This window comes from Bradyrhizobium sp. USDA 4369 (genome assembly GCF_054056435.1).
On record NZ_JBSRYH010000001.1, the window covers coordinates 7006177 to 7031837 of the forward strand.

The 25661-nt window shown below is 65.2% G+C and carries 27 protein-coding genes and 1 tRNA gene; 7 read left to right on the forward strand and 21 right to left on the reverse strand.

The genetic code is table 11. The features are described 5' to 3' along the window. Positions 1-35: 35 nt before the first annotated feature. The 6 genes from ACVIJ6_RS31790 to ACVIJ6_RS31815 form a co-directional block, all read right to left on the reverse strand. Entirely contained in the window at positions 36-572 is a 537-nt protein-coding gene (locus tag ACVIJ6_RS31790) for a hypothetical protein (protein WP_456775939.1), read from the reverse strand. A gap of 65 nt (positions 573-637) precedes the next feature. Beyond that, complete coding sequence (locus ACVIJ6_RS31795; protein ID WP_456775940.1) at positions 638-1291, reverse strand: tetratricopeptide repeat protein; 654 nt, start codon at positions 1289-1291, stop codon at positions 638-640. A gap of 178 nt (positions 1292-1469) precedes the next feature. Continuing rightward, positions 1470-3065 (reverse strand): class I adenylate-forming enzyme family protein, encoded by a 1596-nt coding sequence (locus ACVIJ6_RS31800; protein ID WP_456775941.1) that lies wholly within the window; start codon positions 3063-3065, stop codon positions 1470-1472. Between the two features lie 221 nt (positions 3066-3286). Next, positions 3287-4111 (reverse strand): 3-methyl-2-oxobutanoate hydroxymethyltransferase, encoded by an 825-nt coding sequence (gene panB, locus ACVIJ6_RS31805; RefSeq protein ID WP_456775942.1) that lies wholly within the window; start codon positions 4109-4111, stop codon positions 3287-3289. A gap of 2 nt (positions 4112-4113) precedes the next feature. Continuing rightward, positions 4114-4701 carry an NnrU family protein gene (locus ACVIJ6_RS31810; protein ID WP_456775943.1) on the reverse strand — a complete coding sequence of 196 codons (588 nt, stop codon included), beginning with the start codon at positions 4699-4701 and terminating at the stop codon, positions 4114-4116. Between the two features lie 94 nt (positions 4702-4795). Next, entirely contained in the window at positions 4796-5392 is a 597-nt protein-coding gene (locus tag ACVIJ6_RS31815; protein ID WP_456775944.1) for a hypothetical protein, read from the reverse strand. A gap of 163 nt (positions 5393-5555) precedes the next feature. On the opposite strand from ACVIJ6_RS31815, the gene ACVIJ6_RS31820 reads away from it, so the two are divergent. The 3 genes from ACVIJ6_RS31820 to ACVIJ6_RS31830 all read left to right on the forward strand — a co-directional run bounded on the left by ACVIJ6_RS31820 (position 5556) and on the right by ACVIJ6_RS31830 (position 7744). Continuing rightward, positions 5556-6287 (forward strand): aspartate/glutamate racemase family protein, encoded by a 732-nt coding sequence (locus tag ACVIJ6_RS31820; RefSeq protein ID WP_456775945.1) that lies wholly within the window; start codon positions 5556-5558, stop codon positions 6285-6287. Between the two features lie 171 nt (positions 6288-6458). Next, positions 6459-7325 carry a S1C family serine protease gene (locus ACVIJ6_RS31825; RefSeq protein WP_456775946.1) on the forward strand — a complete coding sequence of 289 codons (867 nt, stop codon included), beginning with the start codon at positions 6459-6461 and terminating at the stop codon, positions 7323-7325. Continuing rightward, a complete protein-coding gene (locus ACVIJ6_RS31830; RefSeq protein ID WP_456775947.1) occupies positions 7322-7744 on the forward strand; it encodes a response regulator transcription factor in 423 nt (140 codons plus the stop codon). The genes ACVIJ6_RS31825 and ACVIJ6_RS31830 overlap by 4 nt, the downstream gene beginning before the upstream one ends. A 40-nt stretch (positions 7745-7784) precedes the next feature. On the opposite strand, the gene ACVIJ6_RS31835 is transcribed toward ACVIJ6_RS31830, so the two are convergent. Continuing rightward, a complete protein-coding gene (locus ACVIJ6_RS31835) occupies positions 7785-9479 on the reverse strand; it encodes an autotransporter domain-containing protein (protein ID WP_456775948.1) in 1695 nt (564 codons plus the stop codon). A gap of 702 nt (positions 9480-10181) precedes the next feature. Between ACVIJ6_RS31835 and ACVIJ6_RS31840 the strand changes: the two genes are divergently transcribed. Continuing rightward, a complete protein-coding gene (locus tag ACVIJ6_RS31840; protein WP_456775949.1) occupies positions 10182-10637 on the forward strand; it encodes a MarR family winged helix-turn-helix transcriptional regulator in 456 nt (151 codons plus the stop codon). A gap of 29 nt (positions 10638-10666) precedes the next feature. Here the strand turns inward: ACVIJ6_RS31840 and ACVIJ6_RS31845 are convergent, their stop codons facing one another. The 9 genes from ACVIJ6_RS31845 to ACVIJ6_RS31885 form a co-directional block, all read right to left on the reverse strand. Continuing rightward, entirely contained in the window at positions 10667-12286 is a 1620-nt protein-coding gene (locus tag ACVIJ6_RS31845; protein ID WP_456775950.1) for a peptide chain release factor 3, read from the reverse strand. 263 nt (positions 12287-12549) lie between these two features. Then, positions 12550-13557, reverse strand: coding sequence for an anion permease (locus ACVIJ6_RS31850; RefSeq protein ID WP_456775951.1), 1008 nt, complete (start codon positions 13555-13557; stop codon positions 12550-12552). A 14-nt stretch (positions 13558-13571) separates the two neighbouring features. Beyond that, entirely contained in the window at positions 13572-14216 is a 645-nt protein-coding gene (locus ACVIJ6_RS31855; protein WP_012043846.1) for a DUF47 domain-containing protein, read from the reverse strand. Positions 14217-14359: 143 nt separating this feature from the next. Next, entirely contained in the window at positions 14360-15328 is a 969-nt protein-coding gene (locus ACVIJ6_RS31860; RefSeq protein ID WP_012043845.1) for a branched-chain amino acid ABC transporter permease, read from the reverse strand. 1 nt (position 15329) lies between these two features. Then, positions 15330-16193, reverse strand: coding sequence for a branched-chain amino acid ABC transporter permease (locus ACVIJ6_RS31865; protein WP_456775952.1), 864 nt, complete (start codon positions 16191-16193; stop codon positions 15330-15332). A 76-nt stretch (positions 16194-16269) separates the two neighbouring features. Further along, positions 16270-17493, reverse strand: a complete 1224-nt coding sequence (locus tag ACVIJ6_RS31870; protein WP_456775953.1) for an ABC transporter substrate-binding protein — start codon at positions 17491-17493, stop codon at positions 16270-16272. Between the two features lie 43 nt (positions 17494-17536). Beyond that, positions 17537-18283: an ABC transporter ATP-binding protein gene (locus tag ACVIJ6_RS31875; RefSeq protein ID WP_456775954.1), complete on the reverse strand. Its 747-nt coding sequence runs from the start codon at positions 18281-18283 to the stop codon at positions 17537-17539. Beyond that, a complete protein-coding gene (locus ACVIJ6_RS31880; RefSeq protein ID WP_456775955.1) occupies positions 18276-19031 on the reverse strand; it encodes an ABC transporter ATP-binding protein in 756 nt (251 codons plus the stop codon). The genes ACVIJ6_RS31875 and ACVIJ6_RS31880 overlap by 8 nt, the downstream gene beginning before the upstream one ends. Before the next feature lie 342 nt (positions 19032-19373). Continuing rightward, complete coding sequence (locus ACVIJ6_RS31885) at positions 19374-19730, reverse strand: ArsC family reductase (protein WP_456775956.1); 357 nt, start codon at positions 19728-19730, stop codon at positions 19374-19376. A gap of 218 nt (positions 19731-19948) precedes the next feature. On the opposite strand from ACVIJ6_RS31885, the gene ACVIJ6_RS31890 reads away from it, so the two are divergent. Further along, on the forward strand, positions 19949-20149 hold the full coding sequence (locus ACVIJ6_RS31890) for a hypothetical protein (RefSeq protein WP_012043839.1): 201 nt from the start codon (positions 19949-19951) through the stop codon (positions 20147-20149). 73 nt (positions 20150-20222) lie between these two features. On the opposite strand, the gene ACVIJ6_RS31895 is transcribed toward ACVIJ6_RS31890, so the two are convergent. The 3 genes from ACVIJ6_RS31895 to ACVIJ6_RS31905 form a co-directional block, all read right to left on the reverse strand. Next, positions 20223-20813, reverse strand: coding sequence for a histidine phosphatase family protein (locus ACVIJ6_RS31895; RefSeq protein ID WP_456775957.1), 591 nt, complete (start codon positions 20811-20813; stop codon positions 20223-20225). A gap of 112 nt (positions 20814-20925) precedes the next feature. Then, complete coding sequence (locus ACVIJ6_RS31900) at positions 20926-21906, reverse strand: oxygenase MpaB family protein (protein ID WP_456775958.1); 981 nt, start codon at positions 21904-21906, stop codon at positions 20926-20928. Beyond that, on the reverse strand, positions 21903-22607 hold the full coding sequence (locus ACVIJ6_RS31905; protein WP_456775959.1) for a glutathione S-transferase N-terminal domain-containing protein: 705 nt from the start codon (positions 22605-22607) through the stop codon (positions 21903-21905). The genes ACVIJ6_RS31900 and ACVIJ6_RS31905 overlap by 4 nt, the downstream gene beginning before the upstream one ends. Before the next feature lie 124 nt (positions 22608-22731). Here ACVIJ6_RS31905 and ACVIJ6_RS31910 point away from each other — a divergent pair, with 124 nt between their 5' ends. After that, positions 22732-23097, forward strand: coding sequence for a hypothetical protein (locus tag ACVIJ6_RS31910; protein ID WP_456775960.1), 366 nt, complete (start codon positions 22732-22734; stop codon positions 23095-23097). 3 nt (positions 23098-23100) lie between these two features. Here the strand turns inward: ACVIJ6_RS31910 and ACVIJ6_RS31915 are convergent, their stop codons facing one another. After that, positions 23101-23322: a hypothetical protein gene (locus tag ACVIJ6_RS31915; RefSeq protein ID WP_456775961.1), complete on the reverse strand. Its 222-nt coding sequence runs from the start codon at positions 23320-23322 to the stop codon at positions 23101-23103. Positions 23323-23401: 79 nt separating this feature from the next. Beyond that, entirely contained in the window at positions 23402-24481 is a 1080-nt protein-coding gene (locus tag ACVIJ6_RS31920) for an Acg family FMN-binding oxidoreductase (protein WP_456777125.1), read from the reverse strand. 1104 nt (positions 24482-25585) lie between these two features. Here ACVIJ6_RS31920 and ACVIJ6_RS31925 point away from each other — a divergent pair. Continuing rightward, positions 25586-25660: transfer RNA gene (locus tag ACVIJ6_RS31925), tRNA-OTHER, on the forward strand. The last annotated feature ends 1 nt before the right edge of the window (position 25661 follow it).

Here is a 25661-nt window from a genome sequence, read left to right on the forward strand (position 1 = left end):
ACCGAAACGGGCGATGGGGCGATCGGGAGACGGGCTTAACGGTTGAACGAGCCGCTCGGCACCGGCGCCGGGAAGGCGCTGCCGGACTGGCGCGCCGGCTGCTGCGCGGGGGCGGTATCGTCGGGCGGTGGCGCGGTGGTGCGGCGGCGCGCGATCTTCTTGGGCTTCGGCGCCGGAGGAACGGCACCGGCCCCCTCCTCAACCGCCGCGGCTTCGCCGTCCTGCGGCTCGGACGCGGGCGCAGCGCTGGGCACCGCAGCCTGCTGCCGACCCTTGGCGCCCTTCTTACCCTTGGGCTCTTCCGGCGGGGCCGCCGGAGCCGCCGCCTGTGCGCCCGGATCGGTCATCTGCTGCTGCTGGGCGCCCTTGTAGAGGTCTTTCGGCACGCCCTGCTCAAGACCTGGCACGCCCTCCGGGAACACCGGCTTGCGATCTCCCGGCAGCTTCTTCTTCGTATCCAGGAAGTCGAGCAGGTCGGAGGGATCGAAACTGCCCCCGCTCGCGCAGCCTCCGAGCACGCCCGAGAGCGCGACGAGGACAGTCAAGGCAATGAGACGTTGGGGGCGGCGCATGGTCGTGATTCCGATCAATGTCAGTTTCGCCGTCAGCTCTTCAGATCAGCGCGTGTCAGCTCTTGTCAGCTCTTGGCCACGGCGGGCAGCAGCGCCTGCAGCGCTTCGGCGCGCGAGCGCAGGCCCGGCGGGGTCTCACCATCCAGTGCGATCATGTCGAGCCATTGGCGAGCCGCGGCGGCGTCGTTGGCCTTCCAGGCCGACAGGGCCAGCAGCTCGCGTGCAGCGTGGCGGAAGGGCGCGCCGGACGCAGCCTCGCCTTCGAGCCGCTGCTTCAGGTCCGGATACGGAGCCGTATCGACCAGCAGGCCGGCCGCGCGCAGGCGCGCCATCGACTGCTGTTCGGCGCCGATGCTGCGATCGGCCGCCAGCTCGTCATAAAGCTTCACCGCCGCCGCCTTGTCGCGCCCCGCCGCCTCGGCAGCCTGGTGGAAGCGCGCCAGCATGCGGTAGCCCGCGGGCGCGGTCGCTGCGACCTCGGCAAAGGCCTTCTCGGCCTCCTCGTGCTTGTTCTGCTCGGACAGCTCGATGGCCTTGTTGAAGGCCGATCCCGCCTCGGCGGCCTTCTTGCCCTCGACATACTGGTAGCCACGCCAGCCGCCGACGCCGGCGATGATCAGCACCGCGATCGCAATGATAAAGATCGAATAGCGGTCCCACAGCCTCTTGAGCTGCTCCCGGCGGACCTCTTCGTCTACTTCATCATAAAATTCAGACACTTAGCCATTTCCCATGAGGTCCGCTGCGATCGCGCGGCGGATGGTATTGAAGTGCCGCACGAGCTCCACATCGCTCGCACGCGGCTGCCGATACCGCATCGGTATGGCGGTGACAAGGCGAGTCCAGCCGAATCAAGGCTTTACTCCCCGGTTCTGCCACGCCGTCGGAACGCGGCTATCACGCCGTCAAGGCCTCGCGCAACTGCCGTTTCATCACCTTGCCGTTCGCGTTGCGCGGCAAAGGGTCCGGGGTCACGATGAGGGTCTCCGGCACCTTATAGTCCGACAGCCGCTCGGCGCACCAGCTGCGCAGGGTCTCGCTGCTGGTGGGCTCGCGGGTGACCACCACGGCATGGACCCGTTCACCGAGCACCGGACATGGCCGGGCGATGATGGCGCTTTCGACCACCGCCGGGTGGCTCGCCAGCACCGATTCGACCTCCGCCGAATAGATCTTGAGCCCCCCGCGGTTGATCATGTCCTTCTGCCGGTCGAACACCCGGACGAAATTGTCGGCATCGATCGAGCCGAGGTCGCCGGAATGCCAGTAGCCGGCGGTGAAGCTTTCCGCGGTGGCGTCGGGCCGGTTCCAATAGCCCTTGATGACCTGGCCGCCGCCGATCCAGATCTCGCCGATCTCGCCCCGCGGCAACTCCCGCCCGTCTGCGTCCATGACCAGGATGCTGGCGCCGGGGCAAGGCAGCCCGACGCTGTCGAGGTGGCGGGCCGTGAGAACCGGCGGCATCAAGGTCGAAGGCGAGGTGGTCTCGGTGGAGCCGTAGGCGTTGACCAGCCGGAGCCCGGGGATCTTGGCGGCGAGCCGCTCGATGGTGGCGACCGGCATCGGCGCGCCGCCGAAGCCGCCGATGCGCCAGGACGACAGATCATGGCTGTCGAAGTCGGGCTGCAGCAGGCACAGATTATACATCGCGGGGACCATCACCGTGTAGGTCACCCGCTCGCGCGCCGCGAGCTTGAGATATTCGCCGGCTTTGAACTCCGGCATGATGATCAAGGTGCCGGCGCAACGCACCATGCTGGTGATGTTGGCGACAACGCCGGTGACATGGCCGAGCGGAACGGCTGCGATCGAACGGTCGGCGGCCGTGAGCCCCAGGCAGGCCTCGTAGATCATCGAGGAATGCACGATGTTGCAATGGGCGAGCATCGCGCCCTTGGGCCGCCCCGTGGTGCCGGACGTGTAGAGGATCATCGCAGTGTCCTCTTCGGCGATCTCGACCCGCTCGCTATGGACCGGATGATCGGTCAGCGCGGCGAAGCCGGAGCGCGCCGGGTCGTCATCGACCGCGACTCGCCCGACGAGCTCGGGCGTCACGTCGCCGGCCGGCAGCCGGCCTGCGAGCGCAGCCTCGTGCAGCAGCAGCCGGGCGCCGCAATCGTTCAGCACATAGGTAATCTCCGGCGTCTGCTGCCGCGTCGACAGCAGCACCGTCACGAGGCCGAGCTTGGCCGCGGCCAGCAGCGTGAGCACGAATTCGATGCGGTTGCCGAGCAGCAGCGCCAGCCGGTCGCCGCGGCGCAGGCCCTTGGCGTGCAAACCCGACGCGATCCGCGCCGCAGCGTCGGCCACCTGCCGCCATGACAGCCGCACGGCGCCGCAGACCAGCGCCTCGCCATCGCCGTTGCGCGCGACCGCCGCTTCGACCATGGCCCAGATGGCCGGCGGACGGTCCGTGAACAGCGGCACCACACGGTCGCCGAAGCGCTGCTCACTCCGCATCGGCTTGATCTCGGCATGCTGCGACCACTGCATCGCATCGCCTCCCTTCATTGTTCTTCTTGCTTGAATTGTTCTTCTTGCTTGCCGATCCGTTCGGATCGGTGCCGCTCACGGAGCGACGCCGGAATGTGTGGCAGAATCCCCGCATCGACCAGCGCCAATTGCCGATACCGGGAATGCCGCGCACGAGGAGCGAACGCGCCTGCGGTCTCACTGCGTCGCGGAGTCAGCCCCCACATCGCTGCCATCCCGCGCTAGGGCTCGCGCTCCATGCCATAGACGTGCTCGGCCGCCGGAAAGCCGCGCGAGCGCACGTCCGCCGCCAAGGCCGTCACGGCCTCCTCGATCGCCTGTCCGAGATTGCCGTAGCGACGGACAAATTTCGGGACCTTCGGTGACAGTCCGAGCATGTCTTCGAGCACCAGCACCTGGCCGTCGCAGGCCGCGCTTGCGCCAATCCCGATCGTCGGAATGGCGACCTCCTGCGTGATCTTGCGCGCCAGAGGCTCGGCCACCGCCTCGATCACCACAGCAAAGGCTCCCGCCTCCGCGATCGCACGCGCGTCGTTCTCGATCGGGGCCCAGCTTTCGGCCTGACGACCCTGGGCGCGGAAACTGCCGAGCGTGTTGATCGATTGCGGCGTCAGACCGATATGGCCCATCACCGGAATTCCGCGCTCGCAGAGAAACCGCACGGTCTCGGCCATGCGCACGCCGCCCTCGAGCTTGACCGCACCGCACCCGGTCTCTTTCAGCAGTCGCGCCGCAGCGTGAAACGCCTCCTCCTTGCTGGCCTCATAGCAGCCGAACGGCATGTCCACGACGACCAGCGCCTGGTGCGAGCCGCGCATCACGGCGCGCCCATGCAGGATCATCATGTCCAGCGTCACCGGCACGGTCGTCTCGAACCCATGCATGACATTGCCGAGAGAGTCGCCGACGAGGATCGCGTCACAATGCCGGTCGATCATCGCGGCCGTGTGGGCGTGATAGGAGGTGAGCATGACGATCGGCTCCCCCCCTTTGCGGGCACGGAGGCCCGGCGCGGTCTGGCGACGGGTCGGCGCTTGGACGGACATCGTCAGCCTCCCATCACCGGAATGCCGAGCACGACCGGATGGAATGCGAAGGCCAGCGCCAGATAGACGACGATGCCGACAACGACCGCGATGACGTCGTTGCCGACGCCGCCGACCGGGATCGGCGGCCCGCCGGCATCGGCACGGCGCTTCAGCGAGATGCGGTCGAAGACGGCCCAGGCCAGGATGGAGCCGAACAGGATGATGCCGCCGAGATCGCCATTGGCGAGCAGATGCCCGAACGCCCAGAGCTTCACACCGGCCAGCATCGGATGTTTCAGCGCCGTATAGATCCGCCCCCGGATATAGGCGGCGACGATCATGATCACGGCTGGCAGCATCAAAGCGAGATTGATGTGCTTGAGCGCCTTCGGCGGCGTCCACAACTGGATCCAACCGCCGTCATTGCGGTACTCGGCAAAGCCCCAGACGATCAGCGCAAGACCAGCGAGCGCAACGACCGTGTAGGCCAGCTTGTAGGTGCCCTCGCCCAGCCGGGCGATGACCTGCGCCCGCGCCTCGCGCCGCGTCGTGAACACATGGGCGCCGAGAAACAGCACCAGCCCCACCACCATCACCAGAAGTCCCAAGACGTCCCCCTTTGTGCACGCAACCCGTGGGGACCTGGGTATCATTTCCGGGGGCCGCCTCGCAATGTGGCACCGACCGCGGCGACGAACGGCACTATTGCTGCTCGGATGTCTTGTTAAGGTCGCGGTTGTCGACGTAGCGGATCGCAATCGGCCGGCCAGCCAGCGCGCCGCCGAGCCCCGAGGTGAACTTCAGCGGCAGGCAGGCGTCGAGCGAGGCATTGATCGCCTTCAGATAGGTCGCGCGGGTGTCGGCCGCAGCGCCCGATGTCGCGAAAGTGACGCGCGGCGGCGCCACCATCTCGCCGGTCCGCTTGAAGCTGAACCGCACCGTCATCTGCATGCCCGCACGGGCACTGTCCTCCGGCGGCGGCGTCCAGCAGGATCGGAGCGCGGCGAACAGATCACCGATCGTGTCGAGATCGTGATCGGGCTTCTGATATTTGGCGGCCTGGTCCTTGGCGGGCCGGCTCTCGATGGTCAGCTGCAGGTTCTGGCCGTAGGGATAGTTCATCTCGGGAATGCAGGGCCATGGCCCGTAGATGCTGCAGAAGGACGGCGTGCACGGCTGCTCGTCGAACACGCTGCAGGGCGTGTGCGCGAACGGCACCGGATTGATCTGGCGCCGGCGCGCGTCGGCGGTGACCGGAGCGGCCAGCATCAGCAGGATGAGCAGGACGACGCGAAGCATGGTGACACTTCAAGGAGCGATGTAAGCGGAGCTGGTCGTTGAACGCGGTGAACGCAAGCCCAATGCGGGTCACGTTTGCGGGTTCCCGCTGCGCCAAAGCCCTCTCGACCCTGCCACGGGAACTCGGCTACAACACGGCGAACGACCTCAGATGGATGCACCGATGAGCCGCGACAGCGAAACCGTGATCAACGTCATCAACCCGAACATGACGGTCACGATGACCGAGCTGATTGCCAAAGCGGCCCAGGCCAGCGCCAGCCCGCACACGCGTATCGTCGGGCGCACCGCGCGGTTCGGTGCGGCCTCGATCGAAGGCCATTATGACGAGGCGATTGCCGCGGTCGGCATGCTCAAGGAGGTCGAGGCCGGCGATGCGGACGGCTGCCACGCCCATGTGATCGCCTGCTTCGGTGACCCCGGCCTGCTCGCCGCGCGCGAATTGTCGGCCGTGCCGGTGCTCGGAATCGCGGAGGCGGCGATGCACGCGGCGAGCTTCGTCGCCACGCATTTCAGCATCGTCACGACCTTGTCGCGCACCAAGGTCATCGCCGAGCATCTGGTGCGCAACTACGGCATGGAGCAGCATTGCAGGAAGGTGCGTGCGGTCGATGTCGCGGTGCTCGATCTCGACAAGCCCGAGGCCAATGTGCGCGGCACGCTGCTTGGCGAATGCCAGGCCGCGCTGCGCGAGGACGGCATCGGCGCCATCGTGCTCGGCTGCGCCGGCATGGCCGATCTCGCGCATGATCTCTCCAGCGAGCTCGGCATTCCCGTGATCGACGGCGTCGCCGCCGCGGTGCGCTTTGCCGAGGCGCTGGTCGGGCTCAGGCTGAAGACGTCGAAGCACGGCGATCTCGCCTTCCCGCTGCCGAAGGCGCGGACGACGCTCTGAGCCAGCATGTAGCCCGGATGAGCGCAGCGACATACGGGGTCTCACGAGCCGCTTGTTAGAACCCGGATGTCGCTGCGCTCATCCGGGCCACTGCGACCCCATCCTGCCCATCCGGGGAGTTCCGAAAGCGCCATCGACGCTCCACATTGGGATCAACCGATGGAGCTCCCGATGTCCGATCTGTCCCCCCTCTCCTCGCTCTCGACGGCGCTGACCGCCACCGTCGCCGCCGCCGCGCCCTCGCTGGTCTCGGTCCACTCGCACCGCTCGCGCGCGACGGGCTTCGTCTGGAAACCGGGCCTGATCATCACGGCCGATGAGGCGCTGGCCGACGACGGCGACATCCTCATCGCCTTCGCCGACGGCACGACGCGCGCCGCCAGCATTGCCGGGCGCGATCACACCACCGACATCGCCCTGCTCCGCTTCGACGGCAAGGATGTCGCGCCCATGCCGCTGATGGCCGATGTGCCGCCGCTCGGCGCGCTGGCGCTCATCACGGCCGCCGATCAGGGCACACCGGTGGCGGCGCTTGCGATGGTGTCGAAATCCGCCGGCCCCTGGCGCAGCCTGCGCGGCGGCGACATCGCGGCGCGGATCGAGCTCGACACAAGGCTGCGTCAGAGCTCCGAAGGCGGCCTCGTGCTCGACGCGGCGGGACGCGCGATCGGCATGGCCGTGCGCGGTCCGCGGCGCACGCTCGTCATTCCAACGGCGACGATCGAGCGGGTGGCCGGCAGGCTCGAAAGCCATGGCCGCATCGCCCGCGGCTATCTCGGCGCCGGGCTGCAGCCGGTCAGGCTCGATGACGGACAAGGCGCAATGGTGATGAGCGTCGACAAGACTGGTCCGGCCGCCGCCGCCGGCCTGCGCCAAGGCGACATCATCACCGCCCTCAACAAGGAACCGTTCAGGGGCATGCGCGCGCTGATGCGCGAGCTCGGTCCGGACAGCGTGGGCGCCGTCGTCGAGGTCGCGGCGCTACGTGCCGGCGAGCCGGTGCAGTTCGCCCTGACCATCGGCGAGAGGCCGGCGTGAGCGAAGAGACGCGCGCGCCGATCACGATCGCGATCGCCGTCGATGACGCCGCGCTGGCAGACCGGCTGGCGGCGCTGCTCAGCGGCGTCGCCGGCCTGAGACTGGTCGCGCCGGACGAGACCGCGGACGTGGCGATCGCCACGCCGCGCAGAAGCGACGATCGCAGCCTCGACGATGGCAGCCTCGACAATGACAAGACCGATAGCCGCGCGATCGAGGGGTTTCAACTCACCGCGCGCGAGCGCGATGTGCTGGCGCTGATGGCCGAGGGCTGCTCCAACAAGGAGATCGCGCGCAGCCTCGGCATCTCCGTGCACACCGCCAAGTTCCACGTCGGCTCGCTGCTCGACAAGCTCGACGCCACCGGCCGGACAGATGCCGTGGCGCATGCGGCGCGGCGCGGCATCATCGAGCTCTGAGACGGTCGGCCGGTTCGTCCGACACGTCCAGGCGCGAAGGTTAGAACGCGACTTTGAGGCCGCCATTCACACCATAGTCGTTGCGGTCGGATCTGGCGAACGTGCTGACCACGCCGAGATTGACGCTGACCTTATCGGTGATCGCCGCGGCCAAGCCGGCCGCCACCTTCCCATAGGTCGCCTTATGTCCGTCGATCGGGGTCAACACCGGCAACAAGGGTGTCGTCACCTGGGTCGTGATCAAGCTGCGTGCGGAGCCCATGAAATCATGCTCAACGGTCAAGTTCAGGTATGGATTATAGAAGACCCCGGCCGTGGCGAACGGTGCGCGAAACTGCACGCCGGCGCTTCCGGTCAGGCTCTCCAGACGCTGACGGTTGACCATGTTGGTGAGCAGCATATCGCCGGTTTCAGTATAGCCCGCGATCTGCACATTGCTGTAGGACAGGCCGCCGATCGGCCCCATGCGCACCGCGCCGAGATCCCAGAGATAACCACCGCGCGCGGCGACCGTGAACGTGTCCGCATGCGTCGAGCCGCGGATGACATCGATGACGCCCTGCCGATCCGTGGAGATCGCGTGGCGGCCGTAGGCGAACAGCGCATCCGCAAACCAATTGGCGCGGTTATAGGCCGCGTAGCCGCCGATCTGGTAGGCGTCGATCTTCTCATGGGCGTTCTGCAGAGCGAGATTGACGTTCGGCTGGGCGTAGCTGAACAGCCCGCCGACCATCAGATCAGGCGAGAGACGATAGTCGAGCCCGATCCATCCCCCGACCGAATTGTAGTTGTAGCTGGACAAGAACTGCTGGGAGTCGCGGCTTCCCCCGGAATAGGCGACGTCACCGTAAACCGACCAGGGGCTCTGCACCGCGGCCGGAGCCGCCAGGGCCGCCTTGGTCGGCATGTCGGCCGCCATCGCGTTCATCGCATCAGCCGCACCACGGACGTTGCGATACGCATCGAGATGCCCGAATATCGAGCCGGCGAAACCGGTCGCGATCGAGGTCGCAACGTCACCCTGCGGCGCCACCGTCAACGGCGCATCGATCTGGTTGGTCTGGTAGCGACCGATCAATGCGAAACCGGCGGTCGTGAAATGCAAGCCGTCATAGGACAGAAACTGGTTCTGTGCCGCCACCGAGCCGCCGACGCAGGACGGCACATCCGTACAGGCTGTGGTGACGTTGGTGAAACCGTAAAAAGACGGATTTGCGACGACTCTCTGCGTCAACGTCGCAAGATCGAAGAAGAAGATACGGACGCCCGAGCGCGCCAGCGGCGCCAGGCTGGCCTGCTCCATCTGCGTCAACGTCGATTGGAAATAGTGGACGTTCGCGTTGCCGGCGCCGGCAGGCAAATAGGACAGATCCCCAACCGACAAGATCGCAATATTGCGTGCGCCGGCCTGGACCACCTGCTGAACGTCCGACAGGATGTTGGCTGTCGTCTGCCGGGCAGCGGTGTTCATCTGATCTTGGGTGATTGTCGGATTGAACAGGATCGGTACGCTGTCATTGCCGCCTGCGGTGGTGATGTCGACGAGGTCTCGTGGGCCGAAACGCCCTCCCGCCGCAAGGAATACTCCGATCTCAGTGCCGGTTCCCGGCAGCACCGGGCCGGTGGACCCGAACAGATTTCCAACATTAGTGCCGCCACTCATGGCGCCCCCAGTGGCGTAGTTGGCGACCGCCGAGGTGGGCAGACCGTAGTGGTATTGCACAACATCGGCCATCGCCAGCCCTGCGCTGAAGCGGCCGCTCGCAGGAACAGACGACCCGGCCCGCATCTCATTTCCCCAGTCGGCGTAGCTGTCACCGAACACGGTCAGGCGTGTAAACTGCCCTGCCACTATGGGGCCAAGCCACCCCTGAACGAATGGATTCTGCTGAATATATGCATAAACGTCCGGGCTCGGAGTGAGCGCGATCGGCGTATAAGTCTGTGCCGAGGCACCGGCCGCACCACAAACGACTCCCGCCGCCGCAATGGAAACAGCAACGCTACGGCGACAACGGGCCGAAATGCGCATCCCCCCGATTTTCTGCTGGTGCTTGATCGCTTTGCCCGCGGCCGTTCTCGACCGCGTCCGTCCAACAAGATTGAGCATTTACCTCTCCCCAAAAAACGCGCGCCGTCGCGTTGATCGCGTTTGCGGGCGCGCCTGGGCGGGAGGGTGAGAAGCCTCGCAGTTGCGAGAGGCATCGTCCTGCCGATGTCGGCGCGTCAATCGGTCGCTCGTTTGAAATATATGTTCATTAACTGACTTGTTCAGGTCAAGAACAATTTGAGCAAAAGGGTTGAATTGAACCGGCAGTCGGGCAATGTGCGACCCTCAAGATTACAACTGAAAATATAGTTGGCAGATCGGCCTCGAGGTCCTTTGAGACGCGCATCCAAAACCGGCGACCCGCCCGCCAGACCCATCAGACGACTTATGACGCCGGGACCCGGCGACGCACGTTCTCGGATCCGCGTCGACGGGCTTACAGGCCTTGCCGGCTACCTGATCCGGCAGGCACAGCTCTGGGTGTTCGAGGATTTCAACGCGACACTCGCGCCCCTCGACATTCGCCCATCCCAATATTCCATATTGGTCGTGATCCGGGATAATCCGGGGTTGTCGCAAATGGCGGTGTCGGAAGTACTCGGCATCGGCCGTTCGGCGATCATTCCGCCGCTCGACGAGTTGCAGTCGCGTGGATGGCTCGAACGCTTGCCGACGTCAGACCGGCGGACGCACGCCCTGCATCTCACCGGAGCGGGCCTCGCGCTGCTCGAGCAGGCCGACAATCTGGTGCAGGAGCACGAGCGTCGGCTGATGGATAAGGTCGGCCCTCAAGGACATGAGCAGCTTTTGCGGGTGCTCAAAGTCTTCGGGCGAAATCGGTAGCGATCCGTCCAGACACTGCAGACCGCGGCTCACGCTTTCTTCTTCACGTCCTTGACGTTGGAGAACACGATGCCTTCGGCGCGCTCCTTGGTGTAGCCGAGGTAGAACTCGTTCTTGGCCAGGAACACCGGGTCGCCATCGACATCATCGGCGACGCCGGAATTGTTGACGGCGATGAACGCCTCGAGCTTCTTCTTGTCATCGCAGGAGATCCAGCGCGCCAGCGAGAACTCGGAGATCTCGAACTCGACGGGCAGCGAATATTCGGCATCGAGCCGCGCCTTGAGCACGTCGAGCTGCAGCGGGCCGACGACGCCGACGAGCGCAGGCGCGCCGTCGCGCGGCCGGAACACCTGCACGACGCCCTCTTCCGACATCTGCTGCAGCGCTTCCTTCAGCTTCTTGGCCTTCATCGCGTCGGTGAGGCGGACGCGGCGGACGATTTCCGGCGCGAAGCTCGGCACGCCGACGAAGGTGAGATCCTCGCCCTCGGTCAGGGTGTCGCCGATGCGCAAGCTCCCGTGATTGGGAATGCCGACGACGTCGCCGGCGAAGGCTTCATCCGCCACCGAGCGGTCCTGGGCGAAGAAGAATTGCGGGCTCGACAGCGGCATGGTCTTGCCGGTGCGCACCAGCTTCGCCTTCATGCCGCGGTTGAGCTTGCCCGAGCACAGCCGTGCGAAGGCGATGCGGTCGCGGTGGTTCGGGTCCATGTTCGCCTGGATCTTGAAGACGAAGGCGCTCATGCGCGGCTCGGCGGCATCGACCTTGCGCAGGTTGGAGTCCTGCGCGCGCGGCGACGGCGCATAGCGCCCGAGGCCTTCGAGGAGATCGCCGACGCCGAAATTGCGCAGCGCGCTGCCGAAATAGACCGGCGTCAGGTGACCTTCGCGGAACGCGTCCAGCTCAAACGGCTTGCAGGCTTCCTTGACGAGCTCGAGCTCGTCAGTGATCTGGGTCATGTCGAGATTGGCGTTGATCTTGCCGAGTTCGGCGATGTCGATCTGCTGCGCCGCGCCGGTCTTGGCGCCGCCGCCTTCGAGCAGGCGCACGCCGCCGTCGCGGACGTCATAGGTGCCGATGAAGTCGCGGCCGCGCCCGACCGGCCAGGTCATCGGCGTGGTATCGAGCGCCAGCGTCTTCTCGATCTCGTCGAGGAGATCGAAGGTGTCGCGGCTCTCGCGGTCCATCTTGTTGATGAAGGTGATGATCGGGATGTCGCGCAGGCGGCAGACCTCGAACAGTTTTCGCGTGCGCGCCTCGATGCCTTTGGCGGCGTCAATCACCATGACGGCGGAGTCGACCGCGGTCAGCGTGCGATACGTGTCCTCGCTGAAGTCCTCGTGGCCCGGAGTGTCCAGCAGGTTGAAGACCAGGCCCTCGAACTCGAACGTCATGACCGAGGTGACGACGGAGATGCCGCGCTCGCGCTCGATCTTCATCCAGTCGGAGCGGGTGTTGCGGCGCTCGCCCTTGGCCTTGACCTGGCCGGCGAGATTGATGGCGCCGCCGAACAGCAGCAGCTTCTCCGTCAGCGTGGTCTTGCCGGCGTCCGGATGCGAGATGATGGCGAAGGTACGCCGGCGCGCCACCTCGTCGGACAAGGCGGTGCGGGCGGGCTGTTCGGTCGTGACGGCGGTATCGGACATGAGGGCGGCGGACGTCGTTTTGAGGCCGGAGAGCGGCGATGTACGGGAAAGGGCGCGGGCTCACGGCCGCCGCGCGCCCTCCATATAGGCGTTTTGCACCGCAACTCCAACCGGGGAGTTAAGCCGTGCCGGGTGGGGGCGCCTCGATAGCGACCTGATCCCCTCACCCGGATTGCATCCGGCGATGCAATCCGACCTCTCCCAGCCGGGGAGAGGTGGACCTCCCGTGCCGCTCGAAGTGCTCCCCGCGCTTCCAATCCGGGTCAGTGCCGGAGCACCGACACCAGCCAGAACGCTGCGGCCGAGACGATGGCGGAGGCCGGAATCGTGAAGATCCAGGCGTAGACGATCGATCCGGCCACGTTCCAGCGCACTGCCGAGGCACGGCGGGCGGCACCGACGCCGACGATGGCGCCGGTGATGGTGTGGGTGGTCGAGACCGGGACGCCGAGAAAGGTCGCCAGGAACAACGTGATGGCGCCGCCGGTCTCGGCGCAGAAGCCCTGCATCGGGTTCAGCTTGGTGATGCGCAGGCCCATGGTGCGGACGATGCGCCAGCCGCCCATCAAAGTGCCCAGCGCCATCGCCGCCTGGCACGACAGCACGACCCAGAACGGCACCGTGAAATGCTCGCCGAGATGGCCCTGCGAGTACAGCAGCACGGCGATGATGCCCATCGTCTTCTGCGCGTCATTGCCGCCATGGCCGAGCGAGTACAGCGAGGCGGAGGCGAATTGCAGGATGCGAAAGGCGCGGTCCACGGCAAACGGCGTCGAGCGCACCGAGGCCCAGGACACGATCGCGACCAGGATCATCGCCAGGATCAGTCCGACCAGCGGCGACAGCACGATCGCCAGCACTGTCTTCGACAGCCCGCTCCAGACCGTGGCCGAGATGCCGGCCTTGGCTACCCCTGCCCCGACCAACCCGCCGATCAGCGCATGCGAGCTCGACGATGGGATGCCGGCGGCCCAGGTCACGAGGTTCCAGACGATAGCCCCGACCAGCGCGGCAAAGATCACCTGCGCGTCGACGATGGCGGGATCGATGATGCCGGTGCCGATGGTCTGGGCGACGTGCAGGCCGAAGACGCCGAAGGCCACGAAATTGAAGAACGCGGCCCAGAACACCGCATATTGTGGCCGGAGCACGCGGGTCGAGACGATGGTCGCGATCGAGTTGGCGGCGTCGTGCAGGCCGTTCAGGAAGTCGAAGGCGAGTGCGACGGCGATGAGGCCGACCAGGATCGGAAGGCCGAGATGAGCGTCCACGGCGCGACCCTACCCTAGACCTGTTCGATCATGATCGAATTGATCTCGTTGGCGACGTCGTCGAAGCGGTCGGCGACCTTCTCCAGATGATCGTAGATCTCCGCGCCGACGATGAAGTCCATGGTGTTGGCGTTGCGGTGCTTGAGGAACAGCTCCTTCAACCCGATGTCGTGAAGGTCATCGACGCGGCCTTCAAGCTTGGTCATCTCCTCGGTGATGGCGGTGATCATCGGCACGTTCTGGCCGATCGCCTGCAACAGCGGCAGCGCGCGCCCGATCAGGTTGGCGCAGTCGACCAGCAAGGTGCCCATCTCACGCATCGTCGGCTCGAACTCCTTGACCTCGAACAGCACCACGGCCTTGGACGTCTGCTGCATCTGGTCGATGGCATCGTCCATCGAGGTGATCAGGTTCTTGATGTCGCCGCGGTCGAACGGCGTGATGAAGGTACGGCGGACGGCGGTCAGCACTTCGCGGGTGATGTTGTCGGCCTCGTTCTCGAACTGGCTGACCCGCTGGCAATGGACCAGAATGTCGTCGCCGCCCTTGAGCATATCCTGCAGCGCATGCGCGCCCTGGATCACCACCTTGTTGTGGCGGGCGAACAAATCGAAAAACCGCTCCTCCCGCGGGAGGACGGCACGAAACCAGTTCAGCATGGGACGAGATCCATCGATTCCGAAACGGGCCGGGGCCGGCCCGTCACAGAAGTGTCATACTCCGGATCGCGTCACAGCAGAAGCGGTGGCCGGTTCATCCACCGCTTTCTGCCTCTTCGACATCCCATCATAAATTCAAAGACTTAGAGGGATCGCTTGAACAAATGGGCGATTTCCCCGACCACGCCGCGGCGGAAGGTGAGCACGCAGGCGACGAAGATGACGCCCTGGATCACGGTCACCCACTGCCCGAAGCCGGCCAGATATTGCTGCATGGCGATGATCACGAAGGCACCGACGACCGGACCGAACACGGTGCCCAGACCGCCGACCAGGGTCATCAGCACGATCTCGCCGGACATCGACCAGTGCACGTCGGTGAGCGAGGCGTTCTGGGCTACGAACACCTTCAGGGCGCCGGCAAAGCCGGCGATGGTGCCGGAGAGGATATAGGCCAGCAGCTTGTACTGGTCGGTCTTGTAGCCGAGCGAGATCGCCCGCTGCTCGTTTTCGCGGATGGCCTTCAGCACCTCGCCGAACGGCGAGTTGATGGTACGGAAGATCAGCAGGAAGCCGGCGAGGAAGCCGACCAGCACAACGTAATACAGCGTGGTCGGCTTCGACAGATCGATGAAGCCGAACAGCCTGCCCTGCGGGATGCCCTGGATGCCGTCCTCGCCATGGGTGAACGGCGTCTGCAGATAGACGAAGTACAAGAGCTGCGATAGCGCCAGGGTGATCATCGAGAAGTAGATGCCCTGGCGGCGGATCGAGATGTAGCCGGTGACGACCGAGAGCACGAACGCGCCGGCGATGCCCGTGAGGATGCCGAGTTCCGGCGGCAGGCCCCAGACCTTCAGCGCGTGCGCACTGCAATAGCCCGCGGTGCCCAGAAACATCGCGTGGCCGAACGACAGCAGCCCGCCATAGCCGATCAGCAGGTTGAAGGCGCAGGCCAGCAGCGCGAAACACAGCGCCTGCATGACGAAGAAGGGGTACAGCCCGGTGAACGGCACGATGGCGAGCAGCGCGGCCATGATGACGAACACGATCATCTCGTCGCGCATCGCGCGCGGCGTGATCGGCAGGGTCTCGTCGGTGATCGATGTCATGTCAGGCCGCCCGTCCGGTCAGACCCGTCGGCTTCACCAGGAGCACCAGGACCATCAGAACGAAGACCACGGTGTTGGAAGCCTCGGGATAGAAATATTTGGTCAGTCCCTCGATCACGCCGAGCGCGAAGCCGGTGATGATCGAGCCCATGATCGAGCCCATGCCGCCGATCACGACCACCGCGAACACAACGATGATCAGGTCGGCCCCCATCAGCGGCCGAACCTGGTTGATCGGCGCCGACAGCACGCCGGCGAGCGCGGCCAGGCCGACGCCGAGGCCGTAAGTGAGCGTGATCATGCGCGGCACGTTGATGCCGAAGGCGCGCACCAGGGTCGGATTTTCAGTGGCCGCGCGCAGATAGGCGCCGAGCCGCGTGCGCTCGATCAGGAACCAGGTCGCCAGACACACGATCAGCGAGAACACCACGACCCAGCCGCGGTAGATCGGCAGGAACATGAAGCCGAGATTCATGCCGCCGCGCAGCTGATCGGGGATTGCGTAAGGCAGGCCCGAGGAGCCGAAATAGTTCTGGAACAGGCCCTGCACGATCAGCGCGATGCCGAAGGTCAGCAGCAGGCCGTAGAGGTGGTCGAGCCCGGTCAGCCATTGCAGCAGCGTGCGCTCCAGGATCATGCCGAAGATGCCGACGATGATCGGCGCCAGCAGCAGCGCCCACCAATAGTTGATGCCGCCGAGGTTCAGCAGGAAATAGGCGCAGAACGCGCCCATCATGTAGAGCGCGCCATGGGCGAAATTGATGATGTTGAGCATGCCGAAGATGACGGCAAGCCCGAGACTGAGCAGCGCGTAGAACGAGCCGTTGATCAGTCCGACCAGGAGCTGTGCGTAGAGGGCCTGCATCGTCTTGTTCTGTTTTCTCTCGGCGTTTCCTAAAGGACGAGCAGCCCCGGCGGCGGACCGCCGGGGCCGCAGCGGCTCACTTCTTCAACAGGGCGCACGCGCTCTTGTCGAGCGGCGTGAAGGCCTGGTCGCCCGGCACCGAGCCGACCAGCTTGTAGAGATCCCACGGCGCCTTGGATTCGGACGGCTTCTTGACCTCGAACAGATAAGCGGTGTGGATGGTGCGGCCATTGGGCTGGATCTCGCCCTTGCCGAACAGCGCATCCTCGGTCGGGATCGACTTCATCTTCTCGACGATCTTGACGCCGTCATGCGGATTCTCGCCGAGCGCCTCCAGCGCCTTGAAGTAATGCAGAAGGCCCGCATAGACGCCGGCCTGCACCATGGTCGGCGGCGCACCGTTCTTCATCCGCTTGGCAAAGCGCTCCGAAAACGCGCGGGTCTGGTCGTTCATGTCCCAGTAGAAGGTCTCGGTGAAGTTGAGGCCCTGCGCGATGTCGAGCCCGATCGACTTGACGTCGGTCAGGAACAGCAGCAGCGCGGCGAGCTTCTGGCCGCCCTTGGTGATGCCGAACTCGGCCGCCTGCTTGATCGAGTTGGTGGTGTCGCCGCCGGCATTGGCGAGGCCGATGACCTTGGCGCCCGAGGACTGCGCCTGCAGCAGGAAGGACGAGAAGTCGGAGGTGTTCAGCGGATGCTTGACGCCGCCGATCACCTTGCCGCCATTGGCGGTCACGACCGCCGTGGTGTCGCGCTCCAGCGCCGCGCCGAACGCATAGTCGGCGGTCAGGAAGAACCAGCTGGTGCCGCCCGCCTTGACCAGCGCCTGGCCGGTGGTGTGCGCCAGCATGTAGGTGTCATAGGTCCAGTGCACCGTGTTTGGCGAGCACTGCGCGTTGGTGAGGTCGGAGGTGGCGGCCCCCGAATTGATGTAGACGCCGTTCTTCTCCTTGACGACGTTGTTGACCGCCAGCGCCACGCCCGAATTCGGCACGTCGACGATGGTGTCGACCTTCTCGACGTCGAACCATTGCCGCGCGATCGAGGTGCCGATGTCCGGCTTGTTCTGATGGTCGCCGGAGATCACGTCGATCTTCCAGCCCTTGCCCGTGAGCCCGGAATCCTCGATGGCCATCTGCGTCGCCAAGGTCGAGCCGGGGCCGCCGAGATCCGAATACAGGCCGGACTGGTCGGACAGCGCGCCGATCTTGACGGTCTTGTCTCCGGCCGAAGCGATGCTGCCCGCCGCGAAACTGAGCGCCGTTCCCAGCAGCAATGACGCGATGACTCTATTTTTCATTTCCAACTTTCCAGAATGTTCCAAGAAACAGTCCCCGCGCCGGTCAGACGCCGAGGTAAGTATGAAGCTTGTCCATATTGGCGGCGAGATCGGCATTGGCGAAACCGTCGATGACCTTGCCGTGCTCGACGACATAGTAGCGGTCGGCGACGGTCGAGGCGAAACGGAAGTTCTGCTCGACGAGGAGGATCGTGAACCCCTCCTTCTTCAGCCGCGCGATGGTATGGCCGATCTGCTGGATGATGACCGGCGCGAGGCCTTCGGTCGGCTCATCCAGCATCAGGAAGCTCGCGCCGGTGCGCAGGATGCGCGCGATGGCCAGCATCTGCTGCTCGCCGCCGGACAGCTTGGTGCCCTGGCTCTTCAGCCGCTCCTTCAAATTCGGAAACAGCTCGAAGATCTGGTCGAGCGTGAGGCCGCCCGGCCGCACCACCGGCGGCAGCAGCAGGTTCTCACGGACGTCGAGGCTGGCGAAGATGCCGCGCTCCTCCGGACAGAGCGCGATGCCGAGCCGCGCGATTCGGTCCGAGGTCAGGCGGATCAGCTGCTGGCCATTGAATTGCACCGAGCCGGTGCGCTTGCCGATGATCCCCATGATCGACTTCAGGGTCGTGGTCTTGCCGGCACCGTTGCGTCCCAGCAAGGTGACGACCTCGCCGGCATTCACCGTGAAGTTCATGCCGTGGAGGATGTGGGATTCGCCGTACCAGCTCTCGAGATTCTTCACGTCGAGAATGGTGCTGGTGGCAGCCGCCGCGCCTACCTTGTTGGCCGTCATCACCTCAGGCATGTCCGGCTCCCAGATAGGCTTCCTTGACGCGCTCGTCCTTCGAGAGCTCGGAATAAGGCCCCTCGGTCAGCACCTGACCGCGGGTCAGCACCGTGATGGTGTCGGACAGGTTGGCGACGACGCTCAGATTATGCTCGACCATCAGGATCGTATATTTGGCCGAGATGCGCTTGATCAGCGCCGCGATCTTGTCGATGTCCTCGTGGCCCATGCCGGCCATCGGCTCGTCCAGCAGCATCATCTCCGGATCGAGCGCCAGAGTGGTCGCAATCTCCAACGCGCGCTTGCGTCCATACGGCATTTCGACAGCCGGAATATTGGCAAACTCGCTCAGGCCCACGTCGTTGAGCAGCTCCAGCGCCCGGGCATTGAAGCGGTTCAGCACGCTCTTGGAGCGCCAGAAGTCAAATGACGAGCCATGCTGCCGTTGCAGAGCGACGCGGACATTCTCCAGCGCGGTCAAATGTGGAAACACCGCCGAGATCTGGAACGAGCGGACCAGGCCGAGACGCGCCACATCGGCCGGCGCCGTCGCCGTAATGTCCTGCCCTTTATAGAGAATCTTGCCCGCTGACGGGCGAAGGAACTTGGTCAGAAGATTGAAGCACGTGGTCTTGCCGGCCCCGTTGGGACCGATCAGCGCGTGAATGGTGCCCCGGCGTATCTTGAGCGAAACATCGCGAACGGCAAAGAACCCCGCGAATTCCTTCGTCAATCCGTGGGTTTCGAGAATGAACTCGTCAGCCAAACAGAATCCCCCCAGCCGGCGCCGTCGGCGCCCAGCCCTCGCTTCTTCCTGTACGGCGGCTCTGCCGGGCGGTTGGACAATTGATTGCCACCCCCCGCGACCGCTTCGCGCCGGAATATGCCGTCAATCGAGGGAGTTAGGCAAGGCGGAAAGCTGGGCATTGGCGTCGCAACACCATCCGTGCACCTTGCGTTGATACGATTCTGTTCTTCCCGCAGACATAGAATACTATGCCACCATCATCCGCTTCGCCGCCAGCGCGTTTGGCGCCGGCCCCGCAGCGCGCGTGGTCATTCGCGATCGCGACGGCGCGGGCTCTCACGGGTTGCCGGCTCCGGCCTGCTACTTCGCGCCCTTCACGTCCTTGGCGTAGATCTCCGGCTTGAAGCCGACGATACGGCGGCCACCGAGATCGAGCACCGGCCGCTTGATCATCGATGGCTGCGCCAGCATCAGCGCGATCGCCTTGGCTTCGGTGACTCCCTCCTTGTCGGCGTCGGGCAATTTCTTGAACGTGGTGCCGGCGCGATTGAGCAACAGCTCCCAGCCGACCTCGTCGCTCCAGGTCTTCAACGTCGCCTTGTCGATTCCGGCCGTCTTGTAGTCGTGGAAGTCGTAAGCCACGCCATGATCGTCGAGCCAGGCACGCGCCTTCTTCATCGTGTCGCAGTTCTTGATTCCGTAGATCGTGATGCTCATGGCTTGCGTCCTCAAACAATCGTGTCGCACTGCAATGGATGTCTCATGTTGCGACAATTGGCCCGGCATTTTGCAGTGCGATTCACCGGCTTTTGATGCGGAAAACATGCTTCGTTCCGCGGTCGGAATTCACCCGGACCTTTGCCACGAAACTGTCGGCTCAGCATTACATTTTCTTCGCATCCCCGGCGTATCTGGCGCGCGAACAGGAGACCGCGATGGGCAAGATCATGGTACGTTGCACGCAGACCGGCCGCAGCATCGAGACCGGGATGGAGATGGAGGCCGCACGCTTTCAGCGCATGCCCGTGTTCTTCTCACGCACCTATTGCCCGCACTGCCGCATCCACCATGAATGGTTCGCCGCTCACGCCTGGGTCGAGGACTCGCGCGACCGTGAGCCGTTCGCTCTCGCCTGACCAGATGCAGAATCCAGATACAGAATAACGTATGCCATTTGGATCTGACCGAGCGACGAGTCGATGATCTGTCTCACTCGTCCTTCGGATCATTCTTCAGCGGCTTGGTGGAATCCCCCGGCATCAGGCACGGATACAATTCCTGGAATTTGAACTCGGTCGCGCCGGCAGCGCGATCGAAGCGCAGCACGACGTCGAAGCGCTTGCCTGACCAATGGGTCGGCAACTGGTCGGCATTGCTGACCGGCAGGCGCGGCAGGATGTCGGAGATGATCGCCTTGTGCTCCCAGGCGACCAGCACCGTGCCGGCGAGCGGCAGCAGCGCGTCGACCAGCGCGGCTTCCTGCCCCTTCGCAAACGATGTGTTCGGCCTGTCGAGGCCCAGGCGTGCCGCCAGGTCCAGCACCGTCTCATAGGGGCGCCGGCTCGGCTCCGAGCCGTCCTTGGTGCTGTCGGGATCGGCCGCATAGACCGCCTGCGGCGCAGGATAGGTCGAACCGCCAAGCCCGGCGCCGAACAGCGCCGTCCACGCCCCTGCCCGCTCCCAGCCGAAAATCACCAGCGACTTCGAATCCACCTTGCCCTTGTGCGTCAGGCCCGGACCGGTCGCATCGCCGTCAGGCTTCTCGGCGTGGCGGATGATCAGAAGCGTGAGCGCGTCCATCGTGTCCTCCGCGAGCAGACCAGATCGTCAGATGTTGACGGCCAACAGGATAACGCAAGCGCCAACGCGCTGCTGTGAACTCCTTCACAGGTGGCGCCGCGGCCGGCGACCTTCAGCCGGAAGCCTTGCGCTGCGGCGTCGCGGCGCCAACGCCCGCGGCCGGCATCAACGGCTGTCCGATCCAGGCGCGGTTGAGCAGCCGCGTGAACGGCGGACATGTATTGCCGCGGATGCGCGCCATCGCTTCCTGATAGGGACCGACGGTCCGCAACCGGTCCGGCAACAATCCGTAGGCCCGAGGCAGCCAGACGCGGGCCCGCGCGGCGCTGCGCCGTTCGCGCTCTCCATAAGCCAGGTCGAACGCAAGCCGCAGCCGCTCGGGCAGCATCTCCGCGGTCAGCGCGGTGAACCAGCGCGGCGGCCCGATCAGGGTCGCCTCGCCCGAGAAGATGCGCCGCGCGATGTCGCGCGCGGCCGTGCTGACCGTGAGCGTCTCCGACGCCATCATCTCGGCCGTGTAGGACTTGAACGCATCCCAGTCGCGCGGCAGCACCTCGTGCGGGATGCCGAACAGGCGCGCGAAGCGCATTGCTTCGCGCCAATATTGCTCGCGCTCGGCCGCCGCGAGCGGCGGACACAGCAGGCCGTAGGACATCATCGCGGTCTCGACCAGCGTGGCATGGACCCAGCGCAGCGCCTCGACATCGTTGGCACGATAGCGCGACCCCGCCGCGAACGGTCCAACCGTCTCCGGCATCACGCCGTCGACGGCGGCATGACGCCGATACAGCCGGCGCGCCACCGCGACCGCCTGCGCGCGCGTGCCGAACACCATCGTGTAGACGATGCTGAAGGTGCGGTGAAAACGGCCCAGCGGATCGGCGAACACTTTCGACTGCTCGGCGATCCCGGCCGCCACCCAGGGATGGGCGAGCTGCAGCAGCAGCGCCCGCCCGGCGCCGAGAAACAGCGCCGCCTCGCGATGAACGCGCCACATCACGCTGTCCGGGCCGAGCACGCCGTCGCCCGGACCCGCGGGCGCCGACATCACCTCGTCCAGGCCATGTTCGAAATCGGCTTCGCTGACGATCACGGCCGCTTCGGGATCTCCAGCCCGCGTTGCACCGCCAGCCGTGCCAGGCCGCGCTCCAGCCAAGCCGGCACGTGCGTCAGCTCGTCGAACGCCACCAGCTCGCGCGCGCCATAGAAGCCGATCAGATTGCGCACCCAGCCGAGCGTCGCAATGTCGGCGATGGTGTAGTCGGCGTCCATGATCCATTGCCGGCCATCGAGCCGGGCCTCGAGCACGCCGAGCAGTCGCTTGCTCTCGGCGACATAGCGCTGCAGCGGCCGCTTGTCCTCGTACTCGCGGCCGGCAAACTTGTGGAAGAAACCGAGCTGGCCGAACATCGGCCCGATGCCGCCCATCTGGAAGTGCAGCCATTGCAGGGTCTGCCAGCGTCGCACCGGATCGGCTGGCAGGAACTGTCCGGTCTTCTCGGCCAGGTATTGCAGGATTGCGCCGGACTCGAACAGGCCGAGCGGCCTGCCACCGGGGCCATCGGGATCGATGATCGCCGGAATCTTGCCGTTCGGATTGAGCGAGAGGAATTCGGGGGTCTTCTGGTCGTCCTTGCCGAAATCGATCGCGTGAGGCTCGTAAGCCAGCCCCGTCTCCTCCAGCATGATCGAGGCCTTCACGCCATTCGGCGTCGGCAGTGAATAGAGCTGGATGCGGTCAGAATGCTGCGCCGGCCAGCGCCTGGTGATCGGGAAGCTGGAAAGATCGGACATTGTGGCTCTGCTCGCGCTGACGTCGGTTGCATCAATCTAAGGCCGGATGCCCCCGCTGCAAGGCATGATGCGGAACCGCCGGTGCGCGCCGGTCTTATGATGCTGTCATGTGCGGAGACTCGGCGTGTCCAGTGCAACCTACCAGCTGATCATGCAGGCGATGCGCACGCGCCAGCAGGTCCTGTGCATGTATCGGGGTTTCGCCCGCGCGCTGTGCCCGATCATCCTCGGCCATAGCCGCGGGCGCGAGCGCGTGCTCGGGTTCCAGTTCGCCGGTGGCGCGAGCCGCGGCCTGCCGCCGGGCGGGCAATGGAAGTGCTTCGACATCAGCGGCCTGAGCGAGGTGGAGCTGCGCGAAGGGCGCTGGTATTCGGGGCCCAGCCATCGCCGGCCGCAATATTGCGTGGCCGATGTCGAACGCGACGTCAATCCGGACAGCCCCTACGCTCCGAGGCAGCCGATCGGCAACAACGGACGACGAAATCGGTGAGTGCTATTGCGGCTCGCGCAAGCGTAGCAGACCCGGCAGTTTCGAGGTGGCTTCGTGCTGCGCCAGCTTCGCCGCGACGCGGCGCATCAGCGCCGAGGCGCCCTGCTTCGCCAGCACCTTGATGCCGCGGGCGCTGAAATCCACCACCACCTCGTGATGACGCATGCCCTTGCCGCCCTTGACCAGGCCAAGGTCGCGCACCAGGCAATAATGCCCGTCGCTCATGCGTGCCAATCGGGTGTTCTCGAACATGTCACGAAGCAATGCACCAAGTCGCAAATCCGTCAAGATTGACAGGAACGACTCATGAACTCAGCACGTCGGACACCGGCCGCCGCGGCGCAAAGGGCAGCGCCGGACCATAGCCGAAGCGCAGCACGAGATCCGGCCGCCGTGTGGTTCCGACCACGCGCGCCAGCTCGGGCCGCAACGACGCCACCTCGACCGGCTGGTTGATGAACGCAAGCCTGAGCCCGAGCCGCGTCGCTTCGAGAGCGAAGCGCTGACAGGCCTGCCCCACCCTGATCCAATGCGACGGATCGGCCCGCTCCGCCGCGAACACGGCAACGCCCGCAGAGGACGCGATCTGGCGGGCATATTTGTCGTTCTCGGCCGCGACATCGAACAGGCGGTCGAAGGCAACGCCGCCAAGCGCAGTCGGCAAGGACGGGTTGCCGCTCGCCGCAGCGAACAGACCGTCGCCGGTCGTCATCGCGCTGTGCGGATTGAAGCGGATCCAACGCTTGAGCTCACGCATGAACGCAACATCGCGCATCTGCGCGTCATTGCCGGCCACGACGAGATCGCGGATGGCGGCGATGCGGCCGGGCTCGGTGACCAGAGCGAGATCGACACCCGGCACCGCCGCTGCGCTCTGCAGCGATGCGAGATCGCCGGGCGGCACCGCGCGGCCGTCATACTCTGCGCGCGTCGACTGCCGGCGCACGATCGCCGCAATCAGCCGATCATCATGCGGCGCGCCCTTGACGAAATCGTAGCGGATTGTCTGTCCATCGACCGCAATCTCGCCTTGATATCCAGCGGCACCGGCGGCGATCGCGAGATTGGCGGCGGCGCAGCCCAGGCTGACAAACAAATGGTGGTCGTCGGGATCGACCGCCGGCGTCCGCCGCGACAGATCGGGCCCGATCTCGATCGCTTCGCGGCACACGTGAAAGCGCCATGGCTGGGTGTTGTGACTGTTGGCTGCGAGCGTCGCATAGCGGATCACGTCAGCAATGTCCGACGATAGCGGCGCGCGCAGCCGCGCGCTATAATCGTCATAAGAACTCATCGTTCCCGTCGCTGCGCGCCATGCGCCGGTGCCGCAGGCCGCGACCGCAACGGCGCCGCCCACTCCTAACAAGATCTGCCGTCGGTTCATCGAACGCGCTCGCGAATTCGCCGCAATGTGACCTGGGATCACGATATCCGCGATCTGCGTCGGCGTGTTGTCGCAGATCAACATCTGCAACAAGCAACTCATGGATAGCTCGATCGCTGTTGACAGCAACAACAAAGGCGCGTATGTCCCGCGGCCTCGCGAGCGATTGCGCCCGCGGCAAACATGAGCACGACGATGTCCTTCGGCTACGAACTTAAGATTTGCACCATCAACGGCTTTGCGCCGGTGGATGGCGCACGCCATGCTCGGGGGAGCGGTCTTGCTTGACGCAGGATCCTTGAAGTCCGCATCACACGGACCCTCCCGAGCCAGCCGCTCCGGAGGGTTTTTTGTTGCCCTCACGCGAGACGGCTGCACGGCGAACAGCAACGGAAGTGCCGGCGATCTGCCGGAACGGGAGACCCGGATCCCGGGGCTCGCGCAGGTGATGCGCGCGGCCTAAGCGCGCGGGGCCTGTCGGAGGGAACGAGGCGTCGAGCCGGACACCGATGACAGAGCGAGCTTGCTTGAGAGCTCGCACCACGCGGCGCCGTATGGCGCCGCAGACAAGTGATTTCAATTCCCGGCCGTTCGCGGCCGGGAGCTGCTGGTGGTGAAGATCGCGGATCCTTCGCGCCAATGCGGCCACGCGCCGCCTTCGATCGATCGTACCGTGGAATCCGTCAAGCGAGACGGGTGAGTCGCGGGTTGCGGTGAGGCCTGGCGCCAAGCCTGCGTTTCGATCGTCGTATTGCCGTGATCGCCCGTTCCCCAGCATGCCATCCATCGTCGCCCGGCCACGGCCGGGCGGCCAAGGCGGTGGTGAAGATGACTGATACTTCGCCTTCCACGCCAGAGGTCGCGGGTTCGAATCCCGTCCGGCGTCATTCCGGTAGCTCAGAGGTCAGAGCGCTGTCCGGTCCATCGCGACCGGGTCTCAGCCATCGCCTGTTCCCGGCTCGTGGTTCGCCGCAACTGCCGATCGCTTCGCATGAGGCGGTCATCCTCTCATCGGGCGGTGGTGAAGATGCCTGTTACTTCGTTGAAACCGAGCGCCCCTTGGGGCAGCAACAGCATCACCCGTTCCCCGCCCCCCCTTGCCACGCGCCGTGGTGAAGAGTGCTGATACTTCGACTGTTAATCGAGAGGTCGTGGGTTCGAGTCCCACCCGGCGTACCAT

What these genes read in the sequence shown, in the direction of transcription:
- ACVIJ6_RS31915 (WP_456775961.1), bottom strand. Translation starts at nt 23,322, where the DNA reads ATGAGCGACGGGCATTATTGCCTGGTGCGCGACCTTGGCCTGGTCAAG.
- ACVIJ6_RS31895 (WP_456775957.1), bottom strand. Translation starts at nt 20,813, where the DNA reads ATGGACGCGCTCACGCTTCTGATCATCCGCCACGCCGAGAAGCCTGAC.
- ACVIJ6_RS31905 (WP_456775959.1), bottom strand. Translation starts at nt 22,607, where the DNA reads ATGTCCGATCTTTCCAGCTTCCCGATCACCAGGCGCTGGCCGGCGCAG.
- panB (WP_456775942.1), bottom strand. Translation starts at nt 4,111, where the DNA reads ATGTCCGTCCAAGCGCCGACCCGTCGCCAGACCGCGCCGGGCCTCCGT.
- ACVIJ6_RS31790 (WP_456775939.1), bottom strand. Translation starts at nt 572, where the DNA reads ATGCGCCGCCCCCAACGTCTCATTGCCTTGACTGTCCTCGTCGCGCTC.
- ACVIJ6_RS31885 (WP_456775956.1), bottom strand. Translation starts at nt 19,730, where the DNA reads ATGAGCATCACGATCTACGGAATCAAGAACTGCGACACGATGAAGAAG.
- ACVIJ6_RS31870 (WP_456775953.1), bottom strand. Translation starts at nt 17,493, where the DNA reads ATGAAAAATAGAGTCATCGCGTCATTGCTGCTGGGAACGGCGCTCAGT.
- ACVIJ6_RS31860 (WP_012043845.1), bottom strand. Translation starts at nt 15,328, where the DNA reads ATGACATCGATCACCGACGAGACCCTGCCGATCACGCCGCGCGCGATG.
- ACVIJ6_RS31825 (WP_456775946.1), top strand. Translation starts at nt 6,459, where the DNA reads ATGTCCGATCTGTCCCCCCTCTCCTCGCTCTCGACGGCGCTGACCGCC.
- ACVIJ6_RS31875 (WP_456775954.1), bottom strand. Translation starts at nt 18,283, where the DNA reads ATGCCTGAGGTGATGACGGCCAACAAGGTAGGCGCGGCGGCTGCCACC.
- ACVIJ6_RS31840 (WP_456775949.1), top strand. Translation starts at nt 10,182, where the DNA reads ATGACGCCGGGACCCGGCGACGCACGTTCTCGGATCCGCGTCGACGGG.
- ACVIJ6_RS31890 (WP_012043839.1), top strand. Translation starts at nt 19,949, where the DNA reads ATGGGCAAGATCATGGTACGTTGCACGCAGACCGGCCGCAGCATCGAG.
- ACVIJ6_RS31835 (WP_456775948.1), bottom strand. Translation starts at nt 9,479, where the DNA reads ATGGCCGATGTTGTGCAATACCACTACGGTCTGCCCACCTCGGCGGTC.
- ACVIJ6_RS31820 (WP_456775945.1), top strand. Translation starts at nt 5,556, where the DNA reads ATGAGCCGCGACAGCGAAACCGTGATCAACGTCATCAACCCGAACATG.
- ACVIJ6_RS31800 (WP_456775941.1), bottom strand. Translation starts at nt 3,065, where the DNA reads ATGCAGTGGTCGCAGCATGCCGAGATCAAGCCGATGCGGAGTGAGCAG.
- ACVIJ6_RS31855 (WP_012043846.1), bottom strand. Translation starts at nt 14,216, where the DNA reads ATGCTGAACTGGTTTCGTGCCGTCCTCCCGCGGGAGGAGCGGTTTTTC.
- ACVIJ6_RS31815 (WP_456775944.1), bottom strand. Translation starts at nt 5,392, where the DNA reads ATGCTTCGCGTCGTCCTGCTCATCCTGCTGATGCTGGCCGCTCCGGTC.
- ACVIJ6_RS31920 (WP_456777125.1), bottom strand. Translation starts at nt 24,481, where the DNA reads ATGAACCGACGGCAGATCTTGTTAGGAGTGGGCGGCGCCGTTGCGGTC.
- ACVIJ6_RS31865 (WP_456775952.1), bottom strand. Translation starts at nt 16,193, where the DNA reads ATGCAGGCCCTCTACGCACAGCTCCTGGTCGGACTGATCAACGGCTCG.
- ACVIJ6_RS31845 (WP_456775950.1), bottom strand. Translation starts at nt 12,286, where the DNA reads ATGTCCGATACCGCCGTCACGACCGAACAGCCCGCCCGCACCGCCTTG.